The 26,528-nt window shown below is 44.7% G+C and carries 25 protein-coding genes; 11 read left to right on the top strand and 14 right to left on the bottom strand.

The genetic code is table 11. The annotated features are described in order from the left end of the window. Positions 1 to 6: 6 nt before the first annotated feature. From OQJ86_RS22280 to OQJ86_RS22250, 7 genes are all read right to left on the bottom strand, one after another. A complete protein-coding gene (locus tag OQJ86_RS22280; RefSeq protein WP_265990958.1) occupies positions 7 to 594 on the bottom strand; it encodes an HD domain-containing protein in 588 nt (195 codons plus the stop codon). Between the two features lie 3 nt (positions 595 to 597). Beyond that, entirely contained in the window at positions 598 to 1,179 is a 582-nt protein-coding gene (rimJ, locus tag OQJ86_RS22275) for a ribosomal protein S5-alanine N-acetyltransferase (protein ID WP_265990956.1), read from the bottom strand. An 83-nt stretch (positions 1,180 to 1,262) separates the two neighbouring features. Then, the gene (gene tyrR, locus OQJ86_RS22270) at positions 1,263 to 2,807 is read right to left on the bottom strand and encodes a transcriptional regulator TyrR (RefSeq protein ID WP_038866464.1); all 1,545 of its coding nucleotides are present in this window, start codon (positions 2,805 to 2,807) and stop codon (positions 1,263 to 1,265) included. 100 nt (positions 2,808 to 2,907) lie between these two features. Beyond that, positions 2,908 to 3,948, bottom strand: coding sequence for a YcjF family protein (locus OQJ86_RS22265; protein ID WP_265990953.1), 1,041 nt, complete (start codon positions 3,946 to 3,948; stop codon positions 2,908 to 2,910). Further along, on the bottom strand, positions 3,945 to 5,321 hold the full coding sequence (locus OQJ86_RS22260) for a YcjX family protein (protein ID WP_265990951.1): 1,377 nt from the start codon (positions 5,319 to 5,321) through the stop codon (positions 3,945 to 3,947). The genes OQJ86_RS22265 and OQJ86_RS22260 overlap by 4 nt, the downstream gene beginning before the upstream one ends. 158 nt (positions 5,322 to 5,479) lie before the next feature. Beyond that, positions 5,480 to 5,665: a hypothetical protein gene (locus OQJ86_RS22255; protein WP_009706856.1), complete on the bottom strand. Its 186-nt coding sequence runs from the start codon at positions 5,663 to 5,665 to the stop codon at positions 5,480 to 5,482. A gap of 175 nt (positions 5,666 to 5,840) precedes the next feature. Next, positions 5,841 to 7,358: a fumarate hydratase gene (locus OQJ86_RS22250; protein ID WP_038881943.1), complete on the bottom strand. Its 1,518-nt coding sequence runs from the start codon at positions 7,356 to 7,358 to the stop codon at positions 5,841 to 5,843. A 530-nt stretch (positions 7,359 to 7,888) separates the two neighbouring features. Here OQJ86_RS22250 and pabB point away from each other — a divergent pair. Next, positions 7,889 to 9,259, top strand: coding sequence for an aminodeoxychorismate synthase component I (gene pabB, locus OQJ86_RS22245; protein ID WP_265990999.1), 1,371 nt, complete (start codon positions 7,889 to 7,891; stop codon positions 9,257 to 9,259). 76 nt (positions 9,260 to 9,335) lie between these two features. On the opposite strand, the gene OQJ86_RS22240 is transcribed toward pabB, so the two are convergent. Beyond that, complete coding sequence (locus OQJ86_RS22240; RefSeq protein WP_265990948.1) at positions 9,336 to 11,036, bottom strand: ATP-binding protein; 1,701 nt, start codon at positions 11,034 to 11,036, stop codon at positions 9,336 to 9,338. Between the two features lie 6 nt (positions 11,037 to 11,042). Then, the gene (locus OQJ86_RS22235; RefSeq protein WP_265990946.1) at positions 11,043 to 11,582 is read right to left on the bottom strand and encodes a heme NO-binding domain-containing protein; all 540 of its coding nucleotides are present in this window, start codon (positions 11,580 to 11,582) and stop codon (positions 11,043 to 11,045) included. Between the two features lie 116 nt (positions 11,583 to 11,698). On the opposite strand from OQJ86_RS22235, the gene OQJ86_RS22230 reads away from it, so the two are divergent. From OQJ86_RS22230 to OQJ86_RS22210, 5 genes are all read left to right on the top strand, one after another. Next, on the top strand, positions 11,699 to 12,298 hold the full coding sequence (locus OQJ86_RS22230; RefSeq protein WP_038866455.1) for a CoA pyrophosphatase: 600 nt from the start codon (positions 11,699 to 11,701) through the stop codon (positions 12,296 to 12,298). Positions 12,299 to 12,644: 346 nt separating this feature from the next. Next, a complete protein-coding gene (locus tag OQJ86_RS22225) occupies positions 12,645 to 13,898 on the top strand; it encodes an aromatic amino acid transport family protein (protein WP_038866453.1) in 1,254 nt (417 codons plus the stop codon). 97 nt (positions 13,899 to 13,995) lie between these two features. Continuing rightward, positions 13,996 to 15,357, top strand: a complete 1,362-nt coding sequence (locus OQJ86_RS22220) for an L-serine ammonia-lyase (protein ID WP_038866452.1) — start codon at positions 13,996 to 13,998, stop codon at positions 15,355 to 15,357. A 218-nt stretch (positions 15,358 to 15,575) separates the two neighbouring features. Beyond that, on the top strand, positions 15,576 to 17,291 hold the full coding sequence (locus tag OQJ86_RS22215; RefSeq protein WP_045422429.1) for an EAL domain-containing protein: 1,716 nt from the start codon (positions 15,576 to 15,578) through the stop codon (positions 17,289 to 17,291). 107 nt (positions 17,292 to 17,398) lie between these two features. Then, positions 17,399 to 17,866, top strand: a complete 468-nt coding sequence (locus OQJ86_RS22210) for a GNAT family N-acetyltransferase (RefSeq protein WP_038873543.1) — start codon at positions 17,399 to 17,401, stop codon at positions 17,864 to 17,866. 69 nt (positions 17,867 to 17,935) lie between these two features. Here the strand turns inward: OQJ86_RS22210 and OQJ86_RS22205 are convergent, their stop codons facing one another. Then, a complete protein-coding gene (locus OQJ86_RS22205) occupies positions 17,936 to 18,073 on the bottom strand; it encodes a hypothetical protein (protein WP_164492046.1) in 138 nt (45 codons plus the stop codon). Between the two features lie 265 nt (positions 18,074 to 18,338). Between OQJ86_RS22205 and OQJ86_RS22200 the strand changes: the two genes are divergently transcribed. After that, entirely contained in the window at positions 18,339 to 19,127 is a 789-nt protein-coding gene (locus OQJ86_RS22200; RefSeq protein ID WP_038873517.1) for a response regulator transcription factor, read from the top strand. An 82-nt stretch (positions 19,128 to 19,209) separates the two neighbouring features. On the opposite strand, the gene queD is transcribed toward OQJ86_RS22200, so the two are convergent. Continuing rightward, positions 19,210 to 19,572 (bottom strand): 6-carboxytetrahydropterin synthase QueD, encoded by a 363-nt coding sequence (queD, locus tag OQJ86_RS22195; RefSeq protein ID WP_038873519.1) that lies wholly within the window; start codon positions 19,570 to 19,572, stop codon positions 19,210 to 19,212. Between the two features lie 481 nt (positions 19,573 to 20,053). On the opposite strand from queD, the gene OQJ86_RS22190 reads away from it, so the two are divergent. Together OQJ86_RS22190 and asnS are read left to right on the top strand one after the other, a co-directional pair. Further along, complete coding sequence (locus OQJ86_RS22190) at positions 20,054 to 21,679, top strand: methyl-accepting chemotaxis protein (protein WP_038882454.1); 1,626 nt, start codon at positions 20,054 to 20,056, stop codon at positions 21,677 to 21,679. A 187-nt stretch (positions 21,680 to 21,866) separates the two neighbouring features. Continuing rightward, positions 21,867 to 23,267 (top strand): asparagine--tRNA ligase, encoded by a 1,401-nt coding sequence (gene asnS / locus OQJ86_RS22185; protein ID WP_038882455.1) that lies wholly within the window; start codon positions 21,867 to 21,869, stop codon positions 23,265 to 23,267. 93 nt (positions 23,268 to 23,360) lie between these two features. Here asnS and OQJ86_RS22180 read toward each other — a convergent pair whose 3' ends face one another. From OQJ86_RS22180 to OQJ86_RS22170, 3 genes are all read right to left on the bottom strand, one after another. After that, on the bottom strand, positions 23,361 to 23,774 hold the full coding sequence (locus OQJ86_RS22180; protein WP_265990937.1) for a hypothetical protein: 414 nt from the start codon (positions 23,772 to 23,774) through the stop codon (positions 23,361 to 23,363). A gap of 26 nt (positions 23,775 to 23,800) precedes the next feature. Continuing rightward, positions 23,801 to 24,022, bottom strand: a complete 222-nt coding sequence (locus OQJ86_RS22175; RefSeq protein ID WP_038873530.1) for a hypothetical protein — start codon at positions 24,020 to 24,022, stop codon at positions 23,801 to 23,803. 98 nt (positions 24,023 to 24,120) lie between these two features. Further along, positions 24,121 to 25,512 carry a PLP-dependent aminotransferase family protein gene (locus OQJ86_RS22170; protein ID WP_265990934.1) on the bottom strand — a complete coding sequence of 464 codons (1,392 nt, stop codon included), beginning with the start codon at positions 25,510 to 25,512 and terminating at the stop codon, positions 24,121 to 24,123. 177 nt (positions 25,513 to 25,689) lie between these two features. Here OQJ86_RS22170 and OQJ86_RS22165 point away from each other — a divergent pair, with 177 nt between their 5' ends. Both OQJ86_RS22165 and OQJ86_RS22160 read left to right on the top strand, forming a co-directional pair. Then, complete coding sequence (locus OQJ86_RS22165; protein ID WP_104037840.1) at positions 25,690 to 25,920, top strand: hypothetical protein; 231 nt, start codon at positions 25,690 to 25,692, stop codon at positions 25,918 to 25,920. Between the two features lie 200 nt (positions 25,921 to 26,120). Beyond that, on the top strand, positions 26,121 to 26,420 hold the full coding sequence (locus OQJ86_RS22160; protein ID WP_038873539.1) for a hypothetical protein: 300 nt from the start codon (positions 26,121 to 26,123) through the stop codon (positions 26,418 to 26,420). Positions 26,421 to 26,528 lie beyond the last annotated feature (108 nt).

Raw genomic sequence — 26,528 nt, 5'->3', positions numbered from 1 at the left:
CCTTTTTTACGACTTCAGCCAACCTTTCTCGGTGGCACCTTCAATCAGTTCTTTGGCTTTGTCCCATAACGTGGCAGAGCCAAGTTCAATTCTTTTGTTAACGGTTAACGCTTGTTCTCGCGTTACCCCATTTTCTATCCAGCTTTGGCCATCATTATGATAGTTCAGTAGCATAGGAATAAGGCGATCCAGCGCCTTAGCATATTTGGCATCGTCAGTTTGTGCGGCTTCAAACTCATTCCACAAAGCAAGTAATTCGCTACTTTGGTCACTTGGCAGCATGCCAAACAACCGCTCTGCGGCTTTCAATTCTTTTTCTTCTTGCTCTTTTGAGGCTGCAACATCATAAACAAAGGTGTCGCCCGCGTCGATCTCTACCACATCATGGATAAGCAGCATTTTCATCACTCGACCAATATCGACAGGTGCATTCGCGTGCTCTTGCATCAACACAGCCATTAAAGCAACATGCCAACTATGTTCACCACTATTTTCTAAGCGACCCTCAGCACTTTTAACACGGGTTCTACGCAGCACGCTTTTCAGTTGATCGAGTTCAATCAATAACGCTAATTGCTTTTCCAGTCTTTCCATTTATCAAGCCTCTGCCTTCCAATTCGGGTTGGTCAAGGACGTCAGCACGTGATCTTGCCACTCACCATTGATCAACAAATATTCCTTTGCATAGCCTTCTTTCTCAAAGCCAACATGCTGTAGCACCGCTTCGCTGCGTGTGTTGTGTGGCATGTAACCCGCTTGAATGCGATGCATTTTTTGCACATCAAACATATAATCGCATGCCATTTTCAACGCGCGGCGCATATAGCCGTTTCCTTGAGCCTCTTCTGCGAGCGAGTAACCCACGTTACATGTATGAAAAGGAAAGCGAGTCAGGTTGCTGAAAGAAAGTGTTCCGAGCATTTTACCAGAATCGGCATGAACAAGCAGACAATAATAGCCTAAGCCCATACGGTGGAGCTCTTTCAACTTGATCAGCTTTTGCAGCCAGCCATTAACAGAATAGAAAGCTTCCTCGCGTTTAGGTTCATAGGGTTTTAAATATTCTCTGTTCGCTTGAAAATACGCAGCGATCATATCGGCATCACCAATATCTGCAGTGCGTAGAAGCAAGTCGCCGTTCAACTTGTGAACGGCGATTGAGGAGCTTTTATCTTCCATTATTATTGACAACTTCCATTTGATTCCAGATAAGTTCTTGCTGGTACTCTAGCTTTTGCTGAAGCCACAATTTTGCGATCGCCTTAGGCTTTTCGAATACCATAATCACGCAGTTTGTTCGCAATCGAGGTATGCGAAACATTCAATCGCTTCGCAAGCTTACGACTTGAAGGGAAAGATTGATACAAACGCTCTAAGATTTGCGATTCGTAATCTCGCATAATTTCGTCCAACGAACCATCTAAGTTCAACGTTGCTGAGCCACCGCCCATTGCTTGAGGTTGCGGTAGATTGAAGTTATCCGCTTTCAACAAGCTACCCTCCATTTCCGTCAACGCGCGAAGCACCATGTTATCTAGCTGACGCATATTACCAGGCCATTGATAGTTCGCTAACGCATCAACCAATTCATCATCAAATTCTGGCTTATCAATGCCCAATTGTTGCGCGTGTTTCGTGACGAATAAATCCAGCAACGGCGCGACGTCGTTTGAACGCTTGCGCAGAGGAGGAATATTCAAGGTGAGCACATTGAGACGATAGTATAAATCTTCGCGGAACTGCCCTGCCTCGGCTAACTCGGCAAGGTTATGTTTTGTTGATGCGATAATACGAACATCGACATGCATTTCATCTTCAGCACCAACACGACGGAAATTTCCATCTTGCAAGAAGCGCAACAGTTTAATTTGCAGATGCGAACTCATTTCACCGATTTCATCGAGGAACACCGTACCACCGTTTGCTTGTTCGAATATGCCTTTGTGGCCAAGTTCATGATTGAATGAACCAGGGGCATGACCAAACAGTTCCGTCTCTGCGACATCATCAGGCATAGAAGCACAGCTAAGTACTAGGAATGGTTTGTTCGCACGACCAGAGCGGCTATGGCACGCTTTTGCTAGCATTTCCTTACCAGTACCAGTCTCACCTTCAATTAACAACGGTTGGTCAAGCACAGAAAGTTTCTTTGCTTGATTGATCAATGCTTTGTGGCGATTGGATAAACCGACAAAATGCTCGAAACCCAATTGGTTTTGTAACGGCAATGTCTCTTCGATTTGCACGCCATGCTGGCTTGAACGAATGGTCATTAGCGTACTGGCGAGCGTGGAGTTTTGAGCTTCATCTTTGATATAAACCGGCATCAACTCGAGGATATAATCCAAACCATCGATGACAAGGCTTTCTCTGGTACGGGCATTCACTCCTTCTGTCCAACGATTAAAGCGCACACTTGGCAATAGCATACCAATTTGTGTGCCAATCACATCTTGCTTATGTTGCCCAAGCAGAGAAAGTGCAGACATGTTTGCCATGTCTACCGCGCCTTTCAGATCGATGGCAAAGACCGGATCAGGTAAGTTATCCACCAATGAAAGCAGCTCCGTATTGTGGCGCTCCATTGGCATAAATTGGATTTTACGTACGTCTTTAACCCCCGGAATACGGCGGATTTCGGCCATCAACTCACTGAAAGTATCAAAATCGATATCTGGGCAGTTCAGGTAGATGATGCCACTGATATCAATTTCGATACCACGTAAGTCGATGCTTTTAGACGCTAAAATATCGAGCAATTCTCGGGTTAAACCGAGTCTATCTTCACAAAAGACTTCAAGACGCACTTAAAATATCCCAATTCACAACTGTCAGGAAAAGTTGACAGTAGTTTCTACCAAGCTTGGAATGGCGTCAAGCAATCCTCACCGTCAAAGGTGATATTGATTACGGTTTCATCATGATTGATGCAACTTTCGCCACCACTTCTTTACGAATAGCGCCGAGTTTCACTTGTCTCTCAGGGTACCAAGGCAATGGGCGAAGCAATGACATGGATTTCAAACCTAGGCGTGCGGTGAGAATACCCACTCCCAAGCCTTGCCCTGCTCGAGCAGACACCTTTCCTGCGAGGTCCATCGACATCAAATCCATGCTCGCATCGATCGCCAGTTCACTTGCACCAGCCGCCGCCATATTCACAAAAACCGCACGAAGTAGCTTGATTCGGGATGCGTACCCAAGTTCAACGCCATAGACTTTCGAGAGATTATCGATCATTTTGAAATTACGCCACGCCACTAACAACATGTCAGCCGCTGCTAGTGGACTAACGGCAACTAACGCAGCTGACTCTGTCGCATGCTGTGAGACAATTTTGGTCGCGAGTTTATCTTGCTGACTGACAACCATTGAGTCGTACATTTCTAGGATTTCGGCATCGCTGTGTGCTGGATTCACGCTATTCTTCCAACGATCGAAGCCCGGATTTTCAGCAAGTACACCACTTTGCTCAGCCACTTTTTCACAAAATACTTTGCCTTTGCCAACGCTTTGACTGTCGATAAGAGCCTCACTTTCTTCCTGCACGCTAAAGTGGTTGCGAAGTTTGCGTAGCTTCCATAGTTCTTTACCTAACGCTCCTAAACCAAAAGAGGCAATAGTGGAGATAAAGCCAGCCCAGCCCAATGCAAGCCAATCTGCAGTTTGCACAGCCGTGACAATCGAATCCACCGCCTGCCACCCGACCAGACCAGCAAAGGTGGCAAATAACCCTGTTGTAAACCATTTACGCCCAGGTTTTGGACGAATCACATGTTCAAGCTGTAATTCTTGCTCGGTGTCTTCCGGTTGCTCTTCTATTTCAACAGCAACGAAAGTCTCGTTTTCCGAGAATGTCTTTTGCGCCGTAAACTCTGGCGATACATCCTCTTCCTCACTGTGCATAACCTTTTCAGAGAAGACTTGTTTTTGTTTTAGCTCGCTCATTTCAATTTGTCTCCCAGTAGGTATTCAAGTGCTTTGTCTAGACGAATATGCTTCATCGGCTCATCACTTTCTGATGACATAGGTCGGAAAGACGTAAAATCAAAGCCACTGTTTTGCCAATAAACAGCATTCGGAAGTTTCTTTGGTACTTCCCCAGGGAACATCGTTATCGCCTCCCCTTCTATGGTTGTCCCTTGTAGGGCTGGAACCGTTTTATCCCCCGAAGTGATAAAGCCAGATGTCGTTGCTTGAATAGAGGCAATACTCATGCAGCTCATTTCAATGTTCTCGTAAGAAGCCGTTTGCCACGCAGGATGCACCATTTGTTGCAGCAAAGAAACAAGTTGAGGATGCTGATCTGGCGTCACATGGTCAGCCTTCGTCGCAGCGAACAGTACTTTATCGATTTTTGGCGAGAACAAGCGGCGTAAGAAGCTACTCCGACCATAACGAAAACTGTGCATGATCTGCTCAAGTGCTTGGCGCATATCATAAAAAGCTTCATCACCCGCATTTAATGGTTGCAGGCAATCCACCAGCACGATTTGGCGATCAAATGTCGCAAAGTGGTGTTTGTAGAATGCTTTCACGACCTTTTGTTGATATTCGTGAAAACGCGCTTCTAGCATCGCTAAATTGCTGCCTTTTACCGTTTTTCCTTCGGCCTCTAATTGACAGGGGAAAAATTGCAGAACAGGTGCGCCTGCAAGCTCTCCAGGCAAAACAAATCGTCCCGGCTGAACCCAGTGCAAGCCAGACGCTTTACACGCATGCAAATAATCGGTGTAAGCCTGTGAGACTCTCTCTAGCTTTTTCTCATTGACGTCCGCATTGAGGTCGACTTGGTCTAACTCTTCTAGCCAAGCTTGAGCAAGCTCGCTACGTTGCCCTTTTAACGCTTCAAATTGCGTCTGCGACCATGTCGCAAAATCCATATCAAGTAGTGGTAAGTCCAATAACCACTCGCCCGGATAGTCGATGATGTCAACGTTCAGTACCGCCGTTTTACTCAGCAGTTTTTTGGTGGTTTTATTTGGCTTGTATTTTAGAGCCAGACGAATCTCACTGACGTCACGAGTCGGTACTGGCCATTGAGGCGGCATTGCGTGAATTTGGTTCATCGCATCATCGTAAGCAAAACGCGGTACCATCATATTGGCTTGAGGCTCACGCTTCGCGCCAATCAAGCGCTTATCACGCGCCGCTGTCAGCAGCGGCAAGTTGTCGTGTGTTGCTGTATGCAGTAATTGATTAACCAGAGAAGTAATAAAGGCGGTTTTACCCGCACGAGACAAGCCAGTCACTGCGATTCGCACGTTAGAATCCATTCCTCGGCTGATAAAGTCATTCACTTCTTGCGTTATTCTTTTCATACTTTTTATTTATCTCATCAATTCTTGCTACGCAGTGTAATTTTATCAACCTTAATCAAAGATGAACAAAGTATTCACGACAAAATTTACCTACGTCAAAAACACAAAAGCCTCTGAGAATATCAGAGGCTTAGTGATTCTATCTGCACTAGGGCAATCTAATCGTCTTCTATCAACTTGTAGATAACGAATAGGCAGACTTCTAGAATCAGCCACAACACACAAGTGATGGTGACGTATTTTTCATCGAAGATACTGATGCCGTGAAGAATCAAGTCGTAGCCAACAAAGCTACCGATCACAACAGCAAGAACTATTTGTAGAATTTGAATAAAACGAGGCATGCCGTCTCCTAATCATGGTCAGCATAACAGTGAGATTTGCTATGCCTATAAGTTTATATTTGATTATATAGACAAAAAGTGCAGCTTTCGCTGCACTTTTGTCAAATGTTTGCTAGGTAAATCAGCACTTTGTCACATTCTCCCAATTGAGACGTTCGAATGATGACCAAGTCTCTTACGCTTCCATCTCTTGGATTTTCACTTTCCAAGTGTCAGGACCGATCTGGTGAGCGTTCGTACCATTAGAATCGACGGCAACCGTTACAGGCATATCTTCGACTTCAAACTCGTAAATCGCTTCCATACCTAGGTCTTCGAATGCTACCACGCGAGCTTTCTTGATTGCTTTCGCGACAAGGTATGCTGCGCCGCCAACGGCCATGAGGTATACCGCTTTGTGGTTCTTGATCGACTCAACCGTCGCAGGGCCACGTTCCGCTTTACCAATCATCCCCATGATGCCGGTTTCTTCTAACATCATGTCGGTGAACTTATCCATACGCGTTGAGGTTGTTGGGCCTGCAGGACCTACTGCCTCATCACCGACGGCATCGACCGGACCAACGTAGTAAATGAACTTGCCTTTGAAATCAACACCAGCAGGTAGACCTTCGCCACTTTCTAGCATGCCTTGAATACGTTTATGCGCAGCATCACGACCGGTCAAGATCTTGCCTGACAGAAGAACCGTTTCACCAGTCTTCCACTCTTGGACCTCTTCTTTGGTTACTGTATCTAGGTTAACACGACGTGTATTTGCGCCCGCTTCCCAAGTAATGTCTGGCCAATCTTCTAGCTTCGGTGGCGTTAGCTCTGCTGGGCCATTGCCATCAAGCGTGAAGTGAACGTGGCGTGTTGCTGCACAGTTCGGGATCAAACACACTGGTTTTGAAGCCGCGTGCGTTGGCGCCGTTTTGATTTTTACATCAACAACCGTTGTTAAACCGCCTAGGCCTTGCGCACCGATGCCCAACTTGTTTACGCGATTGAAGATATCAAGGCGAAGCTCTTCTTCTGCGTTTTGAGGACCACGGTCAATTAAGTCTTGAATATCGACGTGCCCCATCAGAGATTCTTTTGCCAATACCGCAGCTTTTTCAGCGGTACCGCCGATACCAATGCCAAGCATGCCCGGTGGACACCAACCTGCGCCCATTGCTGGTAGGGTTTTCTCTACCCATTCTGCAATGTCGTCAGATGGGTTTAGCATCACCATCTTGGTTTTGTTTTCAGAGCCGCCGCCTTTCGCCGCGATTTGAATTTCGACTTTATCGCCTGGCACCATGTTGATATGCACAACGGCTGGCGTGTTGTCTTTGGTATTGATTCGCTTACCTGCTGGGTCCATCAGAACCGAAGCACGCAATGGGTTATCCGGATTTGTGTACCCCTGTCGAACGCCCTCATCCACCATTTGCTGTACTGTCATGTCGGTTGAGTCCCATTGGACGCCCATACCGATGTTCACAAAACAGGTGACGATGCCGGTGTCTTGACAGATCGGTCGGTGACCTTCAGCAGACATACGGGAGTTAATTAAGATTTGCGCAATCGCATCTTTCGCGGCTTGGCTCTCTTCTCGATGGTAGGCTTTTTCAAGGGCTTGAACAAAGTCTAGCGGGTGGTAGTAAGAAATATACTGTAGCGCATCAGCAACACTGCTGATGACATCCTGCGTGCGTATTACCGTCATTGCATGCCTCATTATTGTTATGCTTTGCTTCCATTATTGGCTGGCTTCTTTCGTGTTTGTTGAGCTTATTGCTCTAAATGAGCTTCGTTTTATGTGAACAAATTGTCGAACGGCTGATATCGACACACGATTAAATGAAGTCGCCTTCCATATAGTAAAACCACCTCAAACCCTTGTATAGAGGTAGTTTGGCGCTATACCCAAATAACCCCCATATACAAGTTCATAGTGGCGCCACTTAAAGAACTCAGTAAGTGAATCGTTGTAAAACACTTACGAAAGTTCAAACGCAAAGCACTCTTAAAGCAGTGGCTTGCTCCCGAAGGGCGAGTTGCTTTGGCTCGCATACAGTGTTGACGATTCTTGATTTAGACCCACTAAAACATGCGAATCGTCGTCGCGTATGCGAACCAAATCATTCTCGCTGAATCATGTATCTAGAGATTATTTGGGTATAGTGGCGTTTATGATACTCTTGCAGCCCATGACATGCCATGCAGTGAACGAACTCTTTGTCACAATTTAAACAAATGAACAACATGGATACGCAATTGCTTGATTTTAAGGCATTGGATTACGCCGACGACCTCACCATTTCCCTATTTTCTTGTATCGAACACCAACCTTGGGCGATGCTTTTACGCTCCGCTTCTGAGACCCATATCGACAGCCGATTTGACGTGTTGGTGGCCAACCCAATCGCAACGCTAGAGACAGTCGCTGGCGATACGCAAATCAAAACAGACACGCAAGAGTACGCCTCTCAAGATGACCCGTTTTCGCTGTTAGACGAGCTTCAACAACAGCTTCTCCCCAATCTTGAACTCGGTAGTCAATGGGATCTGCCGTTTGTAGGCGGTGCACTTGGCTACTTCAGTTACGATTTAGGCCGTAGGGTCGAATCTATGCCGGAGTTCGCAGCCAAAGATCTACAAACACCAGATATGGCAGTTGGTCTGTATGAATGGGCTTTGGTTGTCGATCATAAGTTGAAGACCGCGATCCTTGTTGGCCAAAACACGCAAGCCGCATGGCAATGGCTAAACGAACAAGTACCTGACACGGCAGAAGGCTTTCAGCTAGAAGGTGACTGGCAGTCCAACATGACGCCAGCGTCTTACGCTTCACGTTTTGATCGTGTTCAAGAATACTTGTTGAGTGGCGACTGTTACCAAATCAACTTGGCGCAGCGCTTTAATGCTCCTTATCAAGGAAGCGAGTGGCAAGCGTATTTAAAGCTGGAAGCGGCAAACCAAGCGCCCTTCTCAGCATTTATTCGTATGCCAAAATCTACGCTGTTGAGTATTTCTCCAGAACGATTCTTGGAACTGAAAGACAACGTTATCGAGACCAAACCAATCAAAGGCACTCGACCACGCGGTGCGGATACCCTTCAAGACCAAGCCAATGCGCAGGATTTACAAACCGCAGAGAAAGATCAGGCAGAAAACTTGATGATTGTGGACTTGCTGCGTAATGACATTGGGCGTGTTGCTTCTCCAGGTAGTGTCCATGTGCCAAAGTTGTTTGATATTGAGAGCTTCCCTGCCGTTCACCATTTGGTGAGTACCATTCGAGCCAATCTAGATCCGCAATATTCCGCGGCGGATTTGCTTCGAGCTTGCTTCCCAGGCGGTTCAATCACCGGAGCACCTAAAGTCCGTGCGATGCAAATCATTGAAGAACTAGAACCGCATCGTCGCAGCGCTTACTGTGGCAGTATTGGTTATATCTCACGCCATGGTCGTATGGATACCAGCATCACTATTCGAACTCTCGTTGCAGAAAAAAACAAACTGTATGCATGGGCTGGCGGCGGTGTGGTGGCTGACAGTGATTGTGCCTCGGAATATCAAGAAACCTTAGACAAGCTTTCGAAAATTCTACCAGCGCTAAAGTAAAAGTTAACGTGGAAGAAACTAAACTAAAAACGGCTCTGTTGTTCTCACAGAGCCGTTTGTTTTTATTCTACTAGCGCTATTCTTTGAGCCACTTACACATCACTTGTTCGATATCTGCCGCGGTGTAGGGCTTGGTAAGGATGTCATCCATACCAGATTCGATGCACTTTTTCCTTTCTTCTAACGTCGTCCCCGCTGTGAGTGCAATAATGGGATTGTTAAAGCCATCCTCTCTTAGGTGAACCGTGGCTTCATACCCATCCATCTCTGGCATTCGACAATCCATGAATATCAATTCGTAGTCTTTGTTTTTAACGGCCTCCAACGCCTCCAAGCCGTTATTTTTTAGATCTGGTATGATATCGAGTTTTTTAAGCATTTGAGTGACGATGACCTGATTCATTCGAATATCATCTACAACTAAGATGTTTCTTCCTGCCAACTCAATTTGTCGACTGGTTGCCTCCGACCCGGCTAAATTTGCGGGCGCTTCTCCTCGTTTAAGCGGTACCACGACTTGGAACGTTGTCCCTTTGCGTGGCTCGCTGACAAAGCTGATCTGCCCTTTCATCAGATCGACAAGGTTCTTACAAATCGCCAAACCTAAACCTGACCCTTCAAAACTGCGCTTTGTAGAGCGGTCTGCTTGAACAAAAGGATCAAACAACGCTTGTTGTGCTTCTAACGGAATACCAATGCCGGTGTCTTCTATTTCAAAATGTGCAAAGCCATTGTTCCATTCGACACGCAGCACCACACCTCCGAGTTGAGTAAACTTAATCGCATTACCGATTAGGTTAACCAAGATCTGGGTAATCCGCTCAAAATCTCCGACCAAAAACTCTGGGATCCCGAGTTTCTTATCAATAGAGAAATGAATGCGCTTCTCGGCAGCTTTAGCCGCAAATACGCCTGTTAATGCATCCTCTAGCGCTTTCCAAGCAAAAACTTTATCGATGATTTCCATCATCCCAGCGTTCATCTTACTGAAGTCGAGCAAGTCGTTGATGATGACTCTAAGTAGGTCCCCAGAATGCGTAAGATTACTCAGATACTGTTGTTGCTCATCCCCAAGGGCGGTCTTACTCAGCAGATCGGCACTGCCGAGCACACCATTTAGCGGCGTTCTTAGCTCATGGTTGATCATGGCAACGAACTCTTTGGTCGCCTTCTCGGAGGCTTCGGCACGCTTACGCAGTTCAACCTCACGTTCTAAGCTCAAATGACGACTAATAACGCCATGAACCAAGTCTGAAACCAATACCATTTGCTTAGAAATAAACTCCTGATCGACTTGATCAAGCGCAACAGAAAAGATCAACTCACCAAGAATGTTGGCGTCTATTGTAATTGGGAGATAGAGAGCATTCCCGTTCCAATGCGGTTTATTGACGATAGGCGCAGCATGCGCTAACGCCAAATGTCCAAATTGATGCCGACGTAATGAGCTCAAACGCTCAGCTTCTAAATACAGATAAGCACCCGACACAACAGAGTTTGATGTCAGCTGTTCCAAGAAACTGGCAATCATGGTTTCATCGAAGGTGCTAGAAAGGAAAGTACGTCCGAACCTAATCAAGGTGGCATCGATTTGCTCTTCGAACTCAAATTTGCGCAGATCTTTCTCTGACTTCATCTCGAGCTTTTTTAGCGCCACACTTAACTGTTGGTTAGATTCATACAGTTCTAAACTCTTTTGCTCTAACAGTGATTCAGCGGCTTTACGCGACGCGACTTCTCGCTTGAGTTTCCTTTCTAATGAGGAATTTCCCGTCATATTTGGTTATTGAGCCTCCAGCCAAAAACGCACTTGGCTTCCATCTTCCGATTGATTCTGATGTTTAATTTTTATCGTTTCATTAAAGTGCTGAGCGCACCCTTGTATTAAACCAAAGCAAACATGAGCCATACAGCGCGCGCTTCGATAGTCAAACACCATTTCCGATTCTGTCTCACTAATAAAGTCAAATTGCGGGGGATTTGCATCGGGATAGAGTTTCTTCACTTCCACGTGAATGAAGTCCTCTACATGGCGCACGAATTGGAACGTCGTGCTGCACTGCTGCAGGCTGGCGTGATTCGGAATCGATTTGAGTAGATTCTGGAAGACACACTCACCAAACACTTGTTGAAGCGTTTCTGGGGGAATATCAGACACTTTACTGAGATTAACGATCAACTTAACAAGGTCTCGATGATCATAACTGCCTACTGAGGTGTAAATACCTTCATCGTTAGATAAATCCAAAACCTGATCGAGAACCTCAAGACCAAACTTCTCTTCCACTAACTCCATGAACTCCGTGAAAATGATTCCTTTCATCGTATTCAGCTAACCTTATAGCGACGTCTTAAAATAAAGAATGGTGTATAACGCTATAAGTTTCAAATTAATATAATACGAATCTATTCGTCAGCTGACTTCTTAAGGACTCCGATTTGGTCATTGATAAAACGACATTGTTGCAAAACTTCCAATTCCATTTACCGACAGGCTATCACCAAGAGTCTTTGGGGCGATTAGCACATTTGAAAGACACCTCACTTCGTGATGCCGCGGTGTTAATTGGCTTTGTTGAGAGAAAAGAAGGGATGCAAGTGATTTTGACCAAGCGAGCCGAACATTTACGACACCATCCTGGCCAAATTAGCTTCCCAGGGGGAAAATATGAGACAGAAGATCACACTCTTGTGAATACGGCACTGCGAGAAGCCGAAGAAGAAATTGGTATTCATGAAAAGCATATAAAGGTATTTGGTCAGCTGCCAAAGCTGCCAACGATTAGCCAATTTAATGTGACACCGTTTTTGGCCTTCATTTCTCCAGACTACACAACGCAAATTGACCCCAACGAAGTTGCCTCAGTTTTTGAAGTCCCAGCCAATCATATTTTAAATCCTGAAAAGCTATACAGTTCAAAATTCAACCTAAGAAACACTAGTCATCGCGTCTTTGCCATCCCATATCAACAGCATTTTATTTGGGGAATGACCGCACAGATCATCGAATCCATGCAAAAACACATCATTTCTAAGTAACTGCTTTATCAATATTAAGCTGACTTTAAAACCAAACATCATGTGCATCTATATTAATAAAAAGTTATTTTTCAAACATCAATTCACATTAGTTTAATTTGATTTTTATAAGGCAAACGCTTGCGGTGAGAAAAATTTATACAACAACCGCTTCAGATAAGTTTTTCTAATTTCACTCATTAGCAATTATCACGTGTAGCACGCCATTTTCGTGATAAAAAGCAGATTTTTGACATATCATTCAATAAGCTCGAGCAATACATGATTTAGATCTAATTTTCCTAGTGCAAAATCTTGCAAAATCGCTCCCGACTTATTTCCTGTTCCCAAAATGAGTAACTCAAAAATGAATACAACTACTACTGCGGCTTCAACCGCACAATCGTCTAGTAAGTTTTCTTACAAAGACTTCACCTGGTGTTTGTCCCTATTTGGTACAGCAGTAGGTGCAGGTGTACTTTTCCTTCCAATTAAAGCAGGTGCTGGCGGTTTCTGGCCATTAGTTATCCTTGCTCTAATCGCGGCACCAATGACTTGGTTCGCACACAAATCTCTCGCTCGTTTCGTACTTTCTGCGAAAAACCCTGAAGCTGATATCACTGACACAGTAGAAGAGCACTTCGGTAAGACAGGCGCAAACCTTATTACTTTTGCATACTTCTTCGCTATCTACCCTATCGTACTTATCTACGGTGTTGGTATCACAAACACGGTTGACTCTTTCCTAGTTAACCAAATGGGTATGGAATCTATTCCTCGCTGGCTACTTTCTGGCGCGTTAATCGCTGCGATGACTGCGGGTGTAGTATTCGGTAAAGAGCTAATGCTGAAAGCAACATCAGCAATGGTTTACCCTCTAGTATTTGTTCTACTAGCACTGTCTTTCTACCTAATTCCTGATTGGAATACATCAATGATGGAAGTGTCTCCAAACTGGGGCGAAATGCCTTCAATCGTTTGGCTAGCAATTCCAATCATCGTATTCTCATTCAACCACAGCCCAATCATCTCTCAGTTCTCTAAAGAACAACGTCGTGTATACGGTGATGACGCAGTTAAGAAGACTGACTCTATCACTGGCGGCGCAGCGATGATGCTGATGGGCTTTGTAATGTTCTTCGTATTCTCTGTAGTGCTTTCTCTATCTCCAGAGCAACTAGCAACTGCGCAAGAGCAAAACATCTCAGTTCTTTCTTACCTAGCGAACGTTCACGAATCACCACTGATCTCTTACATGGGCCCATTGGTTGCATTCGCAGCAATCACTTCTAGCTACTTCGGTCACTTCCTAGGTGCTCACGAAGGTCTAGTAGGCCTAATCAAGTCTCGCTCTGAATCTCCTAAGAGCAAGATTGAAAAAGCGTCTCTTATCTTCATCGTTGTGACGACTTGGATTGTTGCTATCGTTAACCCAAGCATCCTAGGCATGATTGAAACGATGGGTGCACCAATGATTGCAGCTATCCTATTCTTGATGCCTGTATTCGCGATGCAGAAAGTGCCAGCAATGGCGAAGTACAAAACTTCAGCACCTGTACAGATTTTCACAGCAATCTGTGGTCTTGCGGCAATTAGTTCTGTAATCTACGGCGCTCTTTAATCACTGCTCTTTTATAAAGCATGATTAATCCAAGAATATAACGATAATAAAAAGCCTCCCAACTCCCCTTGGGAGGCTTTGTTCTGAGGTAATCGATATGATTAGTGTTTTTGATATCTATAAGATCGGTGTTGGTCCTTCAAGCTCACATACTGTAGGTCCAATGAAAGCGGGTAAAGAGTTTATTGATGACCTTCGTGCGATGGGAAAACTGCGCGACATCACTAAAATCACCGTTGACGTTTATGGTTCACTATCACTGACAGGGAAAGGTCACCACACGGATATCGCCATCATCATGGGTCTTGCAGGCAACTCCCCTGAGAAAGTTGATATCGACTCTATTCCGGGCTTCATCGCTCGAGTAGAAGAAACTGAACGCCTTCCTGTTGGCATGCACTGTCACACAGTATCGTTCCCGAAAGACGGTGGTATGAACTTCCATACTACTAACCTTGAGCTACATGAAAACGGCATGCAGATCCACGCGTGGATCGAAGACGAAAAAGTGTACTCAAAGACTTACTACTCTATCGGTGGCGGCTTCATCGTTGATGAAGAAAACTTCGGTAAAGAGATTGAGAACCCAATCAAGGTTCCTTACGAATACACAACAGCAGAAGAGCTCGTTAACCAGTGTAAAGAAAGTGGTCTTTCTATTAGTGCACTTGTGATGAAAAACGAACACTCTCTTCACTCTGATGAAGAAACTCGTACATACTTCGCGAACATCTGGCGCACCATGCGCGAATGTATGGATCGTGGTATGAACGAAGAAGGTATTCTGCCTGGTCCACTACGCGTACCTCGTCGTGCAGCAGCACTTCGTCAGCAACTGCTTACTTCTGAAAAAACAACAAACGATCCAATGTCGGTTGTTGACTGGGTAAATATGTTCGCTTTCGCAGTAAACGAAGAGAACGCAGCAGGTGGTCGTGTTGTGACTGCACCAACAAACGGCGCATGTGGCATCATCCCTGCGGTACTGGCTTACTACGACAAGTTCATCCAAACCGTGACTGAAAAAGATTACATCCGTTACTTCGCCGCTTCTGGCGCGATCGGTGGTCTTTACAAACGCAACGCGTCTATCTCTGGCGCAGAAGTTGGCTGTCAGGGTGAAGTTGGCGTTGCATGTTCTATGGCAGCAGCAGGCCTTGCTGAGCTTATGGGTGGTAGCCCTGAGCAAGTATGTATGGCTGCAGAAATCGCAATGGAGCACAACCTAGGTCTAACGTGTGACCCAGTTGCTGGTCAGGTACAGGTTCCGTGTATCGAGCGTAACGGTATCGCGGCAGTAAAAGCGATCAACTCAACTCGTATGGCACTGCGTCGCTCATCTGCACCGACAGTTTCTCTAGATAAGGTTATCGAAACTATGCTAGAGACAGGTAAAGACATGAACGCAAAATACCGTGAGACATCTCAAGGCGGCCTAGCAGTAAAAGTTATCTGCTAATCTCCCAACCTCTCCCATCAGAAGCCCGAGCAACTCGCTCGGGCTTTTTTTCGCCTAAAGATTTTTCCCCATGTAAAATCTCTCTGGATTGAGCTTTATAAAAAAATCTAAAATTGTCACTATATCCAGAAGTTTAGGATATGCCCGTAGAAGGTCACATACCTGCTATCTCAATATTGATAACGTATTCAAAAATTAATCCTGGAGCGCTTTAACACATGATTAGGTTTGAACTTGGAAACCAAATCTGCGTTTGCTTGTCCGAAAAAGAACTTTCATTACAGCTCAATAACTCCATCCACTCTTCTATTCCCGTAAGCAGAATCGAATACTTAATCCTTAGCACCATTGCCGCTTTTGGGAGCTTAAACGCGCCTATTAGCCAGAGGAAAATCGAAAAGAAGTTGTCAGCGCAACATCACTTGATGTTGCCGGAAAATGGATTTAAAAACGCTGTTGCGTCCATAAGGAAAAAGTTCAGGCAACTAACAAAGAATCATATAGAGACCCAAAAGTCTCTCATCGAAAACATTCACCGAAAGGGATATTTTGTGCCATACGATAGCCAACACGCACAAAAAGATGGGCTTCTTCAACAAGCGAGAATCCACCAGCAAGCCGTTCATAGCGTAAGAATGGCCGCCGCTATTTGCTTACGTAGTAGAGCGCTATACCTGAATTTGTTGTGCTTTATTGGCTTTACCATCGCGCTGTATATTGCCATTTGTTTTTACAGCATCGGGACGATTGTTAAGCAAAACTATTTTGATGATGCAATGAACTTCGCACAAGATCTCGCTCAACAGAGTTGTTTTGGGCATGAAGACCAATTAAAAGGCTTATTTGATAATGTTCAATTAGTCGAGTCAGCATTGATGATCGACAAGCACAACATTCGCTGTCTAGTCACGCCAGAAGCAGTGGTCCCAGTGAACAAAAAAGACAGAGAAAGCTGGTTAAACAACGAAAGCTACACAACCCATTCGTTTTTATTTAACGGTGCACAAGTCCTCGTCAGAGTAAAAAACGTGAATGTATCAAATAGCTTTGAGAGCCATATGTCTCGCATGTTTTTGTCTGGCATGAAAGTGTGTACCAATACTGGCACAGCGCTAGAAATTGGCGATACCAACGGGCAATCGTTCTTGTATAACGTCAACGAAAACGGTTACAAAGAGGTGTATTACGTAAAAGGGCCTATTAGTAGCATCCTTGTTTTGAGCTTTATTCTAATGCTTGCCTTTAGACATAAGAAACTCCGCTCGTTAGCCACTTACCTTTGGGCTATCCGTCAGTTCAATCTCAAACTTGAACCTATCCACAACACATCAAATCGACAGAATATCCACTATGAAGTCCTATCGCGCTTTAAGGTTAAAAACACTCAAAAGTTTATTGAGTCATTAATCGCCAATGGATTTCTAATCAATCATACCTTATTGGTCATCAGGCTCGTGTATGGCAAATCAAAATCCTTACTCGCTCCTCTGAGTATCAACGTGTGCCCTTCTCTACTGGAGAAACGTAATTTCACACGCCTGTATCGCTTATTGGCTCAATTGGACTGTTCACTTCTGACGATTGAAATCACAGAAAATGCGTCGATGTACTATACGCAGGAGATCTTCAATAACATCAACAAGCTCAAAGCCATCGGGTGCAAAATCAGCATTGATGATTTCGGGACTGGTAACAACAATGTCGAGCTCATCAGTCAAATTACGCCAAGTTATCTCAAGATTGACCGTTTGTTTGTTATCAACCTGAAGCAAGACGACAAAAAAGTAGAGACGTTACGTCAGCTTATTGCGATGGGACACACATACCACTGTGCAGTCATCGTGGAAGGTGTGGAAACCGCAGAGTGTGCCCATTTACTAACCACACTTGGTGCGCACATTCATCAAGGCTTTTATTATCCGCTTTGCCGCTAGCGACCTCTATTTAATAGCAAAATCGACACAGAACCAGATTGCGTCCTTTTAATGTCCACAACTATAATGGCGGTATTGTGTTTACCGCCTCTGAACAGATTCAGACCATGATCGCCATTAAACCTGCCAAGCTGAAAGATTTTGCCAGCTTGATGCAACTGGAAGTGCAAGAAGATCAAAAAGGATTTTTTAAGCCATTTGAACAGGCTTACCAGCAACGTAGTAAGTCAGAGGTGTTTTATACCATCTTTCATGACTATCTTATTGTCGGATATTTAGTGATAGACAAAGCCTTCGCCCAACACGCTCCCTTCGCCAAACGCCATGAATTGGGTTTAAGCTATCTTATGGTCGATAAGCGCTTTCAACAGCAAGGAATTGGAAAAGCAACGCTACAAAAACTGATGATCTATGGCTACGCGATTGACACTGAAAGCAGCTCTGTGTGTGCGACAGTATCTAGTAGTAATGACATTGGAATTAGATTGTTTGAATCGGCAGGGTTCGATAACACCCAAAAGACAATTTATGAAGAGAGTGGAAAGGCGCTGATCTTGCGTCATTCTCTGAACTGATAGATTAGGCATCGATGTTATTTATGTTGTAAAGGCAGGGTAATTAGCACACCTGCCTTCCTCCCAAAATCATACCGTTACGACTTCCGCTTGCCAGCCGTAACCGGTGTACTCCTTTGCTAACTCTTCTGCAACAAACGCAGACACCACTACTTCAACCCATTTACCATACGCCCCTGCACGGTAGCGAAGCTTCATCATTTTCATTGTTACCCCTCCGGATGGCGATAAAATTAGCCAAATTTGAAACAGCTGCTCGCCAAAAACCTATACTTAAAGTCTGTGTATCTGCCTATAAAGGTGTAATATTTAGGTTTAGAATAGATCTTCCTCCACCCATTCACCAAATAGGAAGCATGTGCGTTATTCCAAGAAGTTCGAAATAAAGCACCGACATTTTGCAAAATCTGATAGTCAGAATGTAGAGTAAAATTACTGCATTTATAAAATTCATTCCGTACGAGTCGTTTTAATGGACAGTGAGATAGGTAAGACAATAGAAGCTGAAACTTTTGAAGCGCTTATGATGAGGCAAGCAACATCACTTACCTCCTCTGAAGCAGACAAGTGCGAAGTCAAACTTCGCGAATTCATGACGGAAGCCATGAACTGGTTCGAAATCGATCGAATGACCATGTTTCCCAACTCAATGCTGTTTTTCAACCAAGGGAAAACGCTTGCTGTCGCACGTCCACCACATAAAGTCGTCACAGCAGAGCAAGTCGGCATAGAAGACGCCGAGAGGTACCTTCGTCTTATCGGTAACTCGGAACAAACTCAGATTTTCAACCGAGCTTCGCTTGAAAGTAGTGATGTGGCATTACTAAGAATGCTGGCAGCACAAGGCGCATGTTGCCATTACACCATCCCACTGAGTCAGTTTGGTCAACGCTGGGGTGGCGTTTCATTTACTATTTTTGGCGAAAATCGTTGTGGTTTGAATGACGCCCAATTGAATCAAGTCACATTTCTTTCGCAAGTTTGGCTTTCTTATTGGCAGCACTCTAAGTTGCATCGCAGCCTACACAAGCCAGACATGAAGACGAGTAATGAGAACAACAAAATGTTAAGACTAAGTCGTCGTCAATGTGATGTCCTCGGGCACATAGCCAACGGCTTGTCTGCAAAACAAATCGCGATAGCGCTTAATTTGAGTCCACGAACTATTGAGTCTCACAAATACCGGTTGATGGACATGCTGGAATTAGAAACTCATTCTGAGTTAGTCCAATTCGCCCTACGAAACGGAATCGGGTACTGACCTCTTTTGTCTCTGATCTCAGGCTAACAAAGAAAAAGGCAAGCCGATTGGCTTGCCTTTATTGTCTGTGTACAGAACGAAATTATTCGCCTTTGTAGATACAACCTGCGGTACAAGTTTCTTTGATCTCAACTTTACTCAGTAGCGGCAAACTTGGCTTAAGCTCTTGCCAAATCCACTTCGCGAGTACTTCACTTGTTGGGTTTTCTAGACCTTCGATATCATTCAAGTAGTAATGATCCAAACGATCGTAAGTTGGTTTGAATGCCGCTTTGATTTCTGAAAAATCAATCACCCAACCTGTATGTGGGTCAACTTCACCCTCTACATAAAGACGAACTAAGAAAGAGTGTCCGTGCAAACGACCACACTTGTGACCTTCCGGTACGTGCGGCAGGTGATGTGCTGCTTCGAACATAAACTCTTTGTATAATTCTGTTTTCATCTTGATTCTCAGGCTTTAAAAAGACACGCAATACTAAGGAATTCACCCTTTAATGACAACCTTTATCAATAACATGAGAAAGAGGAAAACGATTCACTGATTCAGAATGATTAACTGATAAAAAACGGCAACCTCCAAGCATCTTGAAGATTGCCAAATCTGGAGATTCCAGAAAAATGGTTAGGAAAATGAAGTAGGGTCATACATACCCCAAACTTCCCTACTTTGACGACTCTAAGAGTACAAAAAGAGATTACACGACCTCGGGTTAACAACCGGTTAAACAAGAAAAAATAATTGAAATTTAGGCACCCCTTCGTCTAAAAATTGGCGCAGCGCCAATCCATTGATTACACCCTACTTACATCACATTTACATAACCCTACGTTGTTTAGGGTCACATTCATTCGCCCTATCCATCGCTCATACCACGCTAAGCCCTTAATATTGTGGAATTCGTTCCAATTACACTTATAAAAATATGCGCTCAACGATTACCTTCAAACTGTTACTGGCACTGATAGTTGTCTTCACTTGCGTGTTAGCTGCATCGACTGGCTATCAATACTTTCAACAAAAGACACTTATTAATGACGTGCTGAGTGAACAACTACACGATAAGGCAAGCAACTACTTCGATAGCCTAAATATGATGATGCTCACCGGTACGATGTCGCAAAAAGAAACCCTACGACAAAAAGCGCTCGCTCAAGAAGGCATAGAGCAAGTGCGCGTACTTCGTGCTGATGCAGTCTCTAAATTTTACGGCGCTGGCGATGCGAATCAAAAACCGATAGATGACATTGACCAGAGAGCATTAAACGGTGAGTTGGTGATTGAGCCTTTCAGTGCGGATTGGGGGAAAGGCTTGGTGGTTGCACTGCCTATGAAATCAAGCGAAAACTATCGTGGTACGAATTGTGTGTCTTGCCATATTGCCCCAGAAGGCGAAGTGTTAGGTGCAATCCGCTTGGAATACAACATGAGCCATGTGAATTCTCTTATCAATAAACAAGCCATGTTTGCGATGGGTATCATGTCAGTTATCGCGTTTGTGGGCTTTTTAATTACCATGGGATTGATTCGTAGAATCATCGTTAGGCCAATACAAATGACGTCGCGTTTTATGTCGAATGTCAGTGCGAGCAAGGATCTATCCATACGTTTAGAGCATAAGCAAAAAGACGAAGTTGGACAGTTATCGGATTCTATCAATTCCTTTATGGATACGGTCTCACAAAGCTTGGACAAAGTTCAGGAAACATCGCATTCACTGGCGGGGTCAGCCGGACGCTTAACCGACGTTGCTCAATCTACCGATGAAGCGGCAGACAACCAGCAAGTAGAAACCAATGAAGTGCAAACCAATATCACTGACATGCTGCAACAACAAAGTGTCGTAGAACAAGCGACCGTTGATGCAACAACGTTGGTCAACCATACCGTTGATGTCGCAACCGCCAGTGCTGGTCAAGCGCACCATGTAAGTGAAGACATCAAGAACCTAGTGACCGATATCGACAAGGTGCGCGAGAAGATCACAACATTGAATCAACAAACCGCAGAAGTATCATCCATCCTGGGTGTCATCAAAGGTATTGCGGAACAAACCAACCTACTGGCTCTCAATGCCGCAATTGAAGCAGCTCGTGCAGGTGACCAAGGCCGTGGATTTGCCGTTGTCGCAGATGAAGTCCGTAACCTTGCTTCTCGGACAGCGCAAGCGACCAGCAATATAGAAAGCATCATCGTGCAATTTCAACAAGGCAGTGAAGAGTCGCTCACTTCGGTCGATAATGTGTGCCAGTTTGCTCATCAGCGTTCCGTCGATGTCGAAGCGCTCTCCGAAACCATGCGCGATGTAGTAGACGAAATGCATCAAGTTTTGAGACATGCTGAAAACATTCAACATCAAACACAAACGACGTCAGAGGTGAGCAAACACATTCAGTTAAAAGTCGACACCATCACAAGACACGCGAATGAAACTTCGCAATCTGCATCTCACACACGTGACATCAGCGTTGATTTGGAGCAGCTTTCGGAACGTCTAGAGCTATTACTTAACCAATTTACGCTTTCTGAGGAACAAAGGGCGAGTAAATAAGAAATTTCTCCCCTCCAAATTGAATATAAAGGTTGAAGCTGACGAATTGACAGGTAATATGTCCCGATGAATCTGTAAAATTCTATCCAATTCAACGCTTCGCTCGTTTTTTAAACAAAGCCGTTTAAAGCAAGCAATGTAGTAAGTGTTGAGTTGAATTTTTACCTCAATGGAGAATATTTCAAACATGACTTACGCGCCTGTATCAGACGTTTTGAAAGGTCAGCTAGCAGTAGACAGTGAAGTAACTGTTCGTGGCTGGATCCGTTCACGTCGTGATTCCAAAGCTGGAATCTCTTTCCTTGCCATTTATGACGGCTCTTGTTTCGACCCGATTCAGGCCGTGGTCCCTAATAATCTTAATAATTACGACGACGAAGTACTTAAGCTAACCACTGGCTGCTCTGTTGAAGTAACTGGTAAGATTGTTGCCTCTCCTGCGAAAGGCCAAGACTTCGAACTAGCCGCGACTGACGTTAAAGTAGTTGGTTGGGTTGAAGATGCTGACACTTACCCAATGGCAAAAACTCGTCACTCTATCGAGTACCTACGTGAAGTGGCACACCTACGTCCGCGCACAAACGTAATCGGTGCGGTAGCACGTGTACGTAACTGCCTATCTCAAGCAATCCACCGCTTCTACCATGAGCAAGGTTACTTTTGGGTATCTGCGCCGTTGATCACAGCTTCAGATGCAGAAGGTGCTGGTGAAATGTTCCGCGTATCTACGCTAGACATGGAAAACCTACCTCGTACTGACGCTGGTAAAGTGGACTACAACGAAGACTTCTTCGGTAAAGAGACGTTCCTAACCGTATCTGGCCAGCTAAACGCAGAAGCTTACGCTTGTGCACTAAGTAAAGTTTACACGTTCGGCCCAACTTTCCGCGCTGAAAACTCAAACACCAGCCGCCACCTAGCGGAATTCTGGATGGTTGAACCTGAAGTTGCGTTCGCAGAACTGGATGACGTAGCGAAACTGGCTGAAGACATGCTGAAATTCGTGTTCAAAGCGGTTCTCGCTGAGTGTCGTGATGACCTTGAGTTCTTTGCTCAACGCATCGACAAAGAAGCAATCACTCGTCTAGAGCAATTCGTATCTTCTGACTTTGCACAAGTAGACTACACTGACGCAATCCAGATCCTTCTTGATTCCGGTCGTGAATTCGAATTCCCAGTTGAATGGGGTATCGATATGTCTTCTGAGCACGAGCGTTTCCTTGCGGAAGAGCACTTCAAAGCGCCAGTAATCGTGAAGAACTACCCGAAAGACATCAAAGCATTCTACATGCGTGCTAACGATGACGGTAAGACGGTAGCTGCAATGGACGTACTAGCACCGGGCATCGGTGAGATCATCGGTGGTTCTCAGCGTGAAGAGCGTCTAGACATCCTAGACGAGCGCATGCGTGAAGTGGGTATCGACCCAGAACACATGAGCTGGTACCGTGACCTACGTAAATACGGCACAGTGCCACACGCTGGCTTTGGTCTAGGCTTTGAGCGTTTAGTCTCTTACGTGACTGGTATGGGCAACGTACGTGACGTTATCCCGTTCCCACGTACACCTCGCTCTGCGAACTTCTAATCACTGCTGAGTGATAAAGAATTAAAAAAGACCTCCCTTGTGGAGGTCTTTTATTTTGTCGCGGATCTCACAGATAGGTTCCGTTGCCAACTACTATAAATTCAACTTAACGCTCATCACACTGGCTGATTCTGTCACTGTTGGGTTGTTGTTCTCGTCAGTGACCACCGTATGCTGATAAACACCACCAATCAAAATAGGTTTTTCAATCTCTTTTTGTTTGATCAACAATGACGTACTAATTTGATTTGTTGCATGCTGAGTCTTACTAGACTTAATCACCGAGACATCTAACTGGTAGTCAGGGTGAAGTTTCCGTACCAAGCCAGATAAATCGATACGCTCTTTATCATTATCGACATGAGCCTCGAAATGATTATCGGCTTGTATCTCCGCAGTCAATTTTGAGTGATCATAGACTAGGGTAACCGACTTAGGTTCTACATCTTGTTTCGCTGAGCACCCAAAGGCGATCATAGATAACGCAAGCAACCATGCACTCTTCATTCTCTCTTCCTAAATTTTTCATGATTTTACTGCTCTCCATCCCCTTCTCTATCTGCATGTTCTGCGTACTTAACGCCCAACACACATAAGCCAAACATAATGAAAGGGATCACGGCCGCGGTGTACTCTGTCCAAGCCATATGCGAGAAAGACTTCGCCAAAATAAGGTGCGCAAATACCAACAGAAATGCGCTAAAAATAGCAACAGCTATCAATCTTACTTCATGTTTTACCAACTGTTTTTTCATTGTCACTCCAACATTGCAATTACTCTACAATCGATTGAAGCACATGACCGGTAAACCGCTTTAGTACAGTTAGGCCAAAAAAACGTTAAACAGTTCCTTTAGTGAAGTAAGTCACTCAATTTGCATATAGCCTGTTTTAGGTTTTCATCAACAGGCAGCGAGGTGTTCAGCCTTAGATAGTCTTGATACTGGTCATCAACAGAGAAAAGCTTGCCATACGCCACCGTCACGTTATCAGAGATGAGAGCTTGGTAAATGGCCTTACCATTCAAACTTGGAGGTAATTTAAGCCACATGAAGTACCCGCCTTGAGGAAGACAATAGTCAACGGATTTAGGTAAGTATTTATCTATTAAAGCCACAAACCTTGTTTGGCGTAACTGTAATTCTTTGCGCAGCTTTCTAAGATGATTGTCATAGCTGTCATTTTGCAGATAGTGCGCCACGCCTTGTTGAATAGGAGCACTGCCCGACAAGGTCGACATGAGTTGAAGTTTTTGAATCGGCTCGTTAAAGCGTTTATTTACTACCCAACCTAACCGATAACCAGGGCATAAGCTTTTCGAAAATGAACCGCAATGCAGCACTCGTTCCTGAGTATCAAACGATTTTAAAGGCGCAGGTTTCGTCTCTGAAAAATACAACTCTGAATAAACATCATCCTCTACTACATACACATCGTAACGATTTGCCAACTCAACGATTCCTTGCTTTTGCAAGTCATTAAGGGAAGTTCCGGTCGGATTATGGAAATTGGTCATTAGCCAACAAGCACGCACATCATGATTGGCAAACACAGCCTCTATTTGCTCAAGCGAATGACCATCCTTAGCATCCACACGGACTGTTATCGCGTTTAAGCCCAATCGCTCGATCGCTTGAAGAGCCCCATAGAAAGTCGGAGTTTCAATTACAACCGTATCACCAGGTCGAGTCACTGCTTGAAGGCTCAAATTTAACGCTTCCATCGCGCCAGAGGTAATGACAATATCGTCATGACTCAACACAAGTCCCTGCTGAATATAACGCTGTGCAATTAAACGGCGTAACGATTCACTGCCTGGAGGAAGATTATCAAGTAGTGTCTCTGGCCCCATTTTGCGGCCTGAACTGGCTAGGTTGCGGTTAAGCGCATCCAGAGGAAACAACGTCGGATCAGGAAATGCCGATCCAAGCTTAATACTCTCTGGCGCAGACTGGTGTTTAAGGAACTCATACAACTCATCGTTTACCGAAGTGCGATAGAGACTCTTATCTAGGTCATTCGGTTCTAAACGTTCCAGTTCCGCCGTAACAAAATAGCCAGACTGAGGTTTAGCGCTCACCCAACCTTGCGCCTCTAGCAGTTGATACGCCTGTAAGACCGTCCCTGCACTAACATTGTGATTGCGGCTGGTGACACGCACTGAAGGGAGCTTCTCCCCTGCTCTCCATGTATTTTGCTGAATTTGAATTTTGAACAATTCAGCGAGTTGGCGGTATCGGTTCATGTTTCCCTCATTCATCACTACCGAGGCACCTTAGCATACTTCACGCCCGCAATCCGATATCACCACTATCAAAGTCGTAACGTAATTAATCAATCTTAGTGATACCAATTCGCTATACGAAATGAGAATTTATGTTCCATACTTTCAAAGGCATGAAAATCAACACGGGAGGAAATGATGAAAATGTTTACGATGGATGACCTCTCATACCGAGGTATACACCAAGGCGTTCATAGCTGGGATCACCCAGAAGGAAGTAACCCATATTATTGGCATCCAGATTGGCTACATATTGCAGAAGATGCACTCGGAGTCCACCCAAAAGCAGACTTAGACGTTCCGATTGGTGAAACGGCGACTGAAGAACACGCTAAAGCGGCTATCATCAAGCATCTGAATGGTCAGTAAACCGAGCTAAGCACCTAATTTAAATAGGGTTACCATCAGAAAAAGTACGTTAACTGACCTGAATGAGAGCTGTGCAGCGGAATCGATTATTTATCAACAAGATTAATAGATAGTTGTCACATTATTTTCGATGACATCTGTTACATTTATAGAGTAATGGTGATGCACACCTCAACTCATGACTATGAGAGACGATAATAATGACTAAGTACAACGAAAACGACATCCAATACAAAGGCGAAACCAACGGTGTTCATGCATGGAGCACACCATCAGGTCAACCTTATTACTGGCACCCAGATTGGTTGCACGTGGCTGAAGACGCAACGGGTTCTCACCCTAAGCAAAAAATTGAAGTTGAAACATCAGAAGCGCCGACTGAAAAACATGCGTTAAAAGCTATTCTAAAACACATGAATGACTGGGCAACAGGCAAACTGTCTTCTAACCCAGACATCGAAACCAACGCTGTAGAATCAGAAATGAATCTGAAGAAGTAAACTTAGCGATTCCTGATAGAGCCCCGCATGGACGGGGCTAATTATATGGTCCGCCTCACTCTCAAGCCCTACGCTTAGAGTAGGCTCTCAGAACGAGGTGAACCATAT

The organism is Vibrio sp. Sgm 5 (assembly GCF_026241575.1).
Lineage (GTDB): Bacteria > Pseudomonadota > Gammaproteobacteria > Enterobacterales > Vibrionaceae > Vibrio > Vibrio jasicida.
This window is presented reverse-complemented; position numbering and strand designations above follow the sequence as displayed.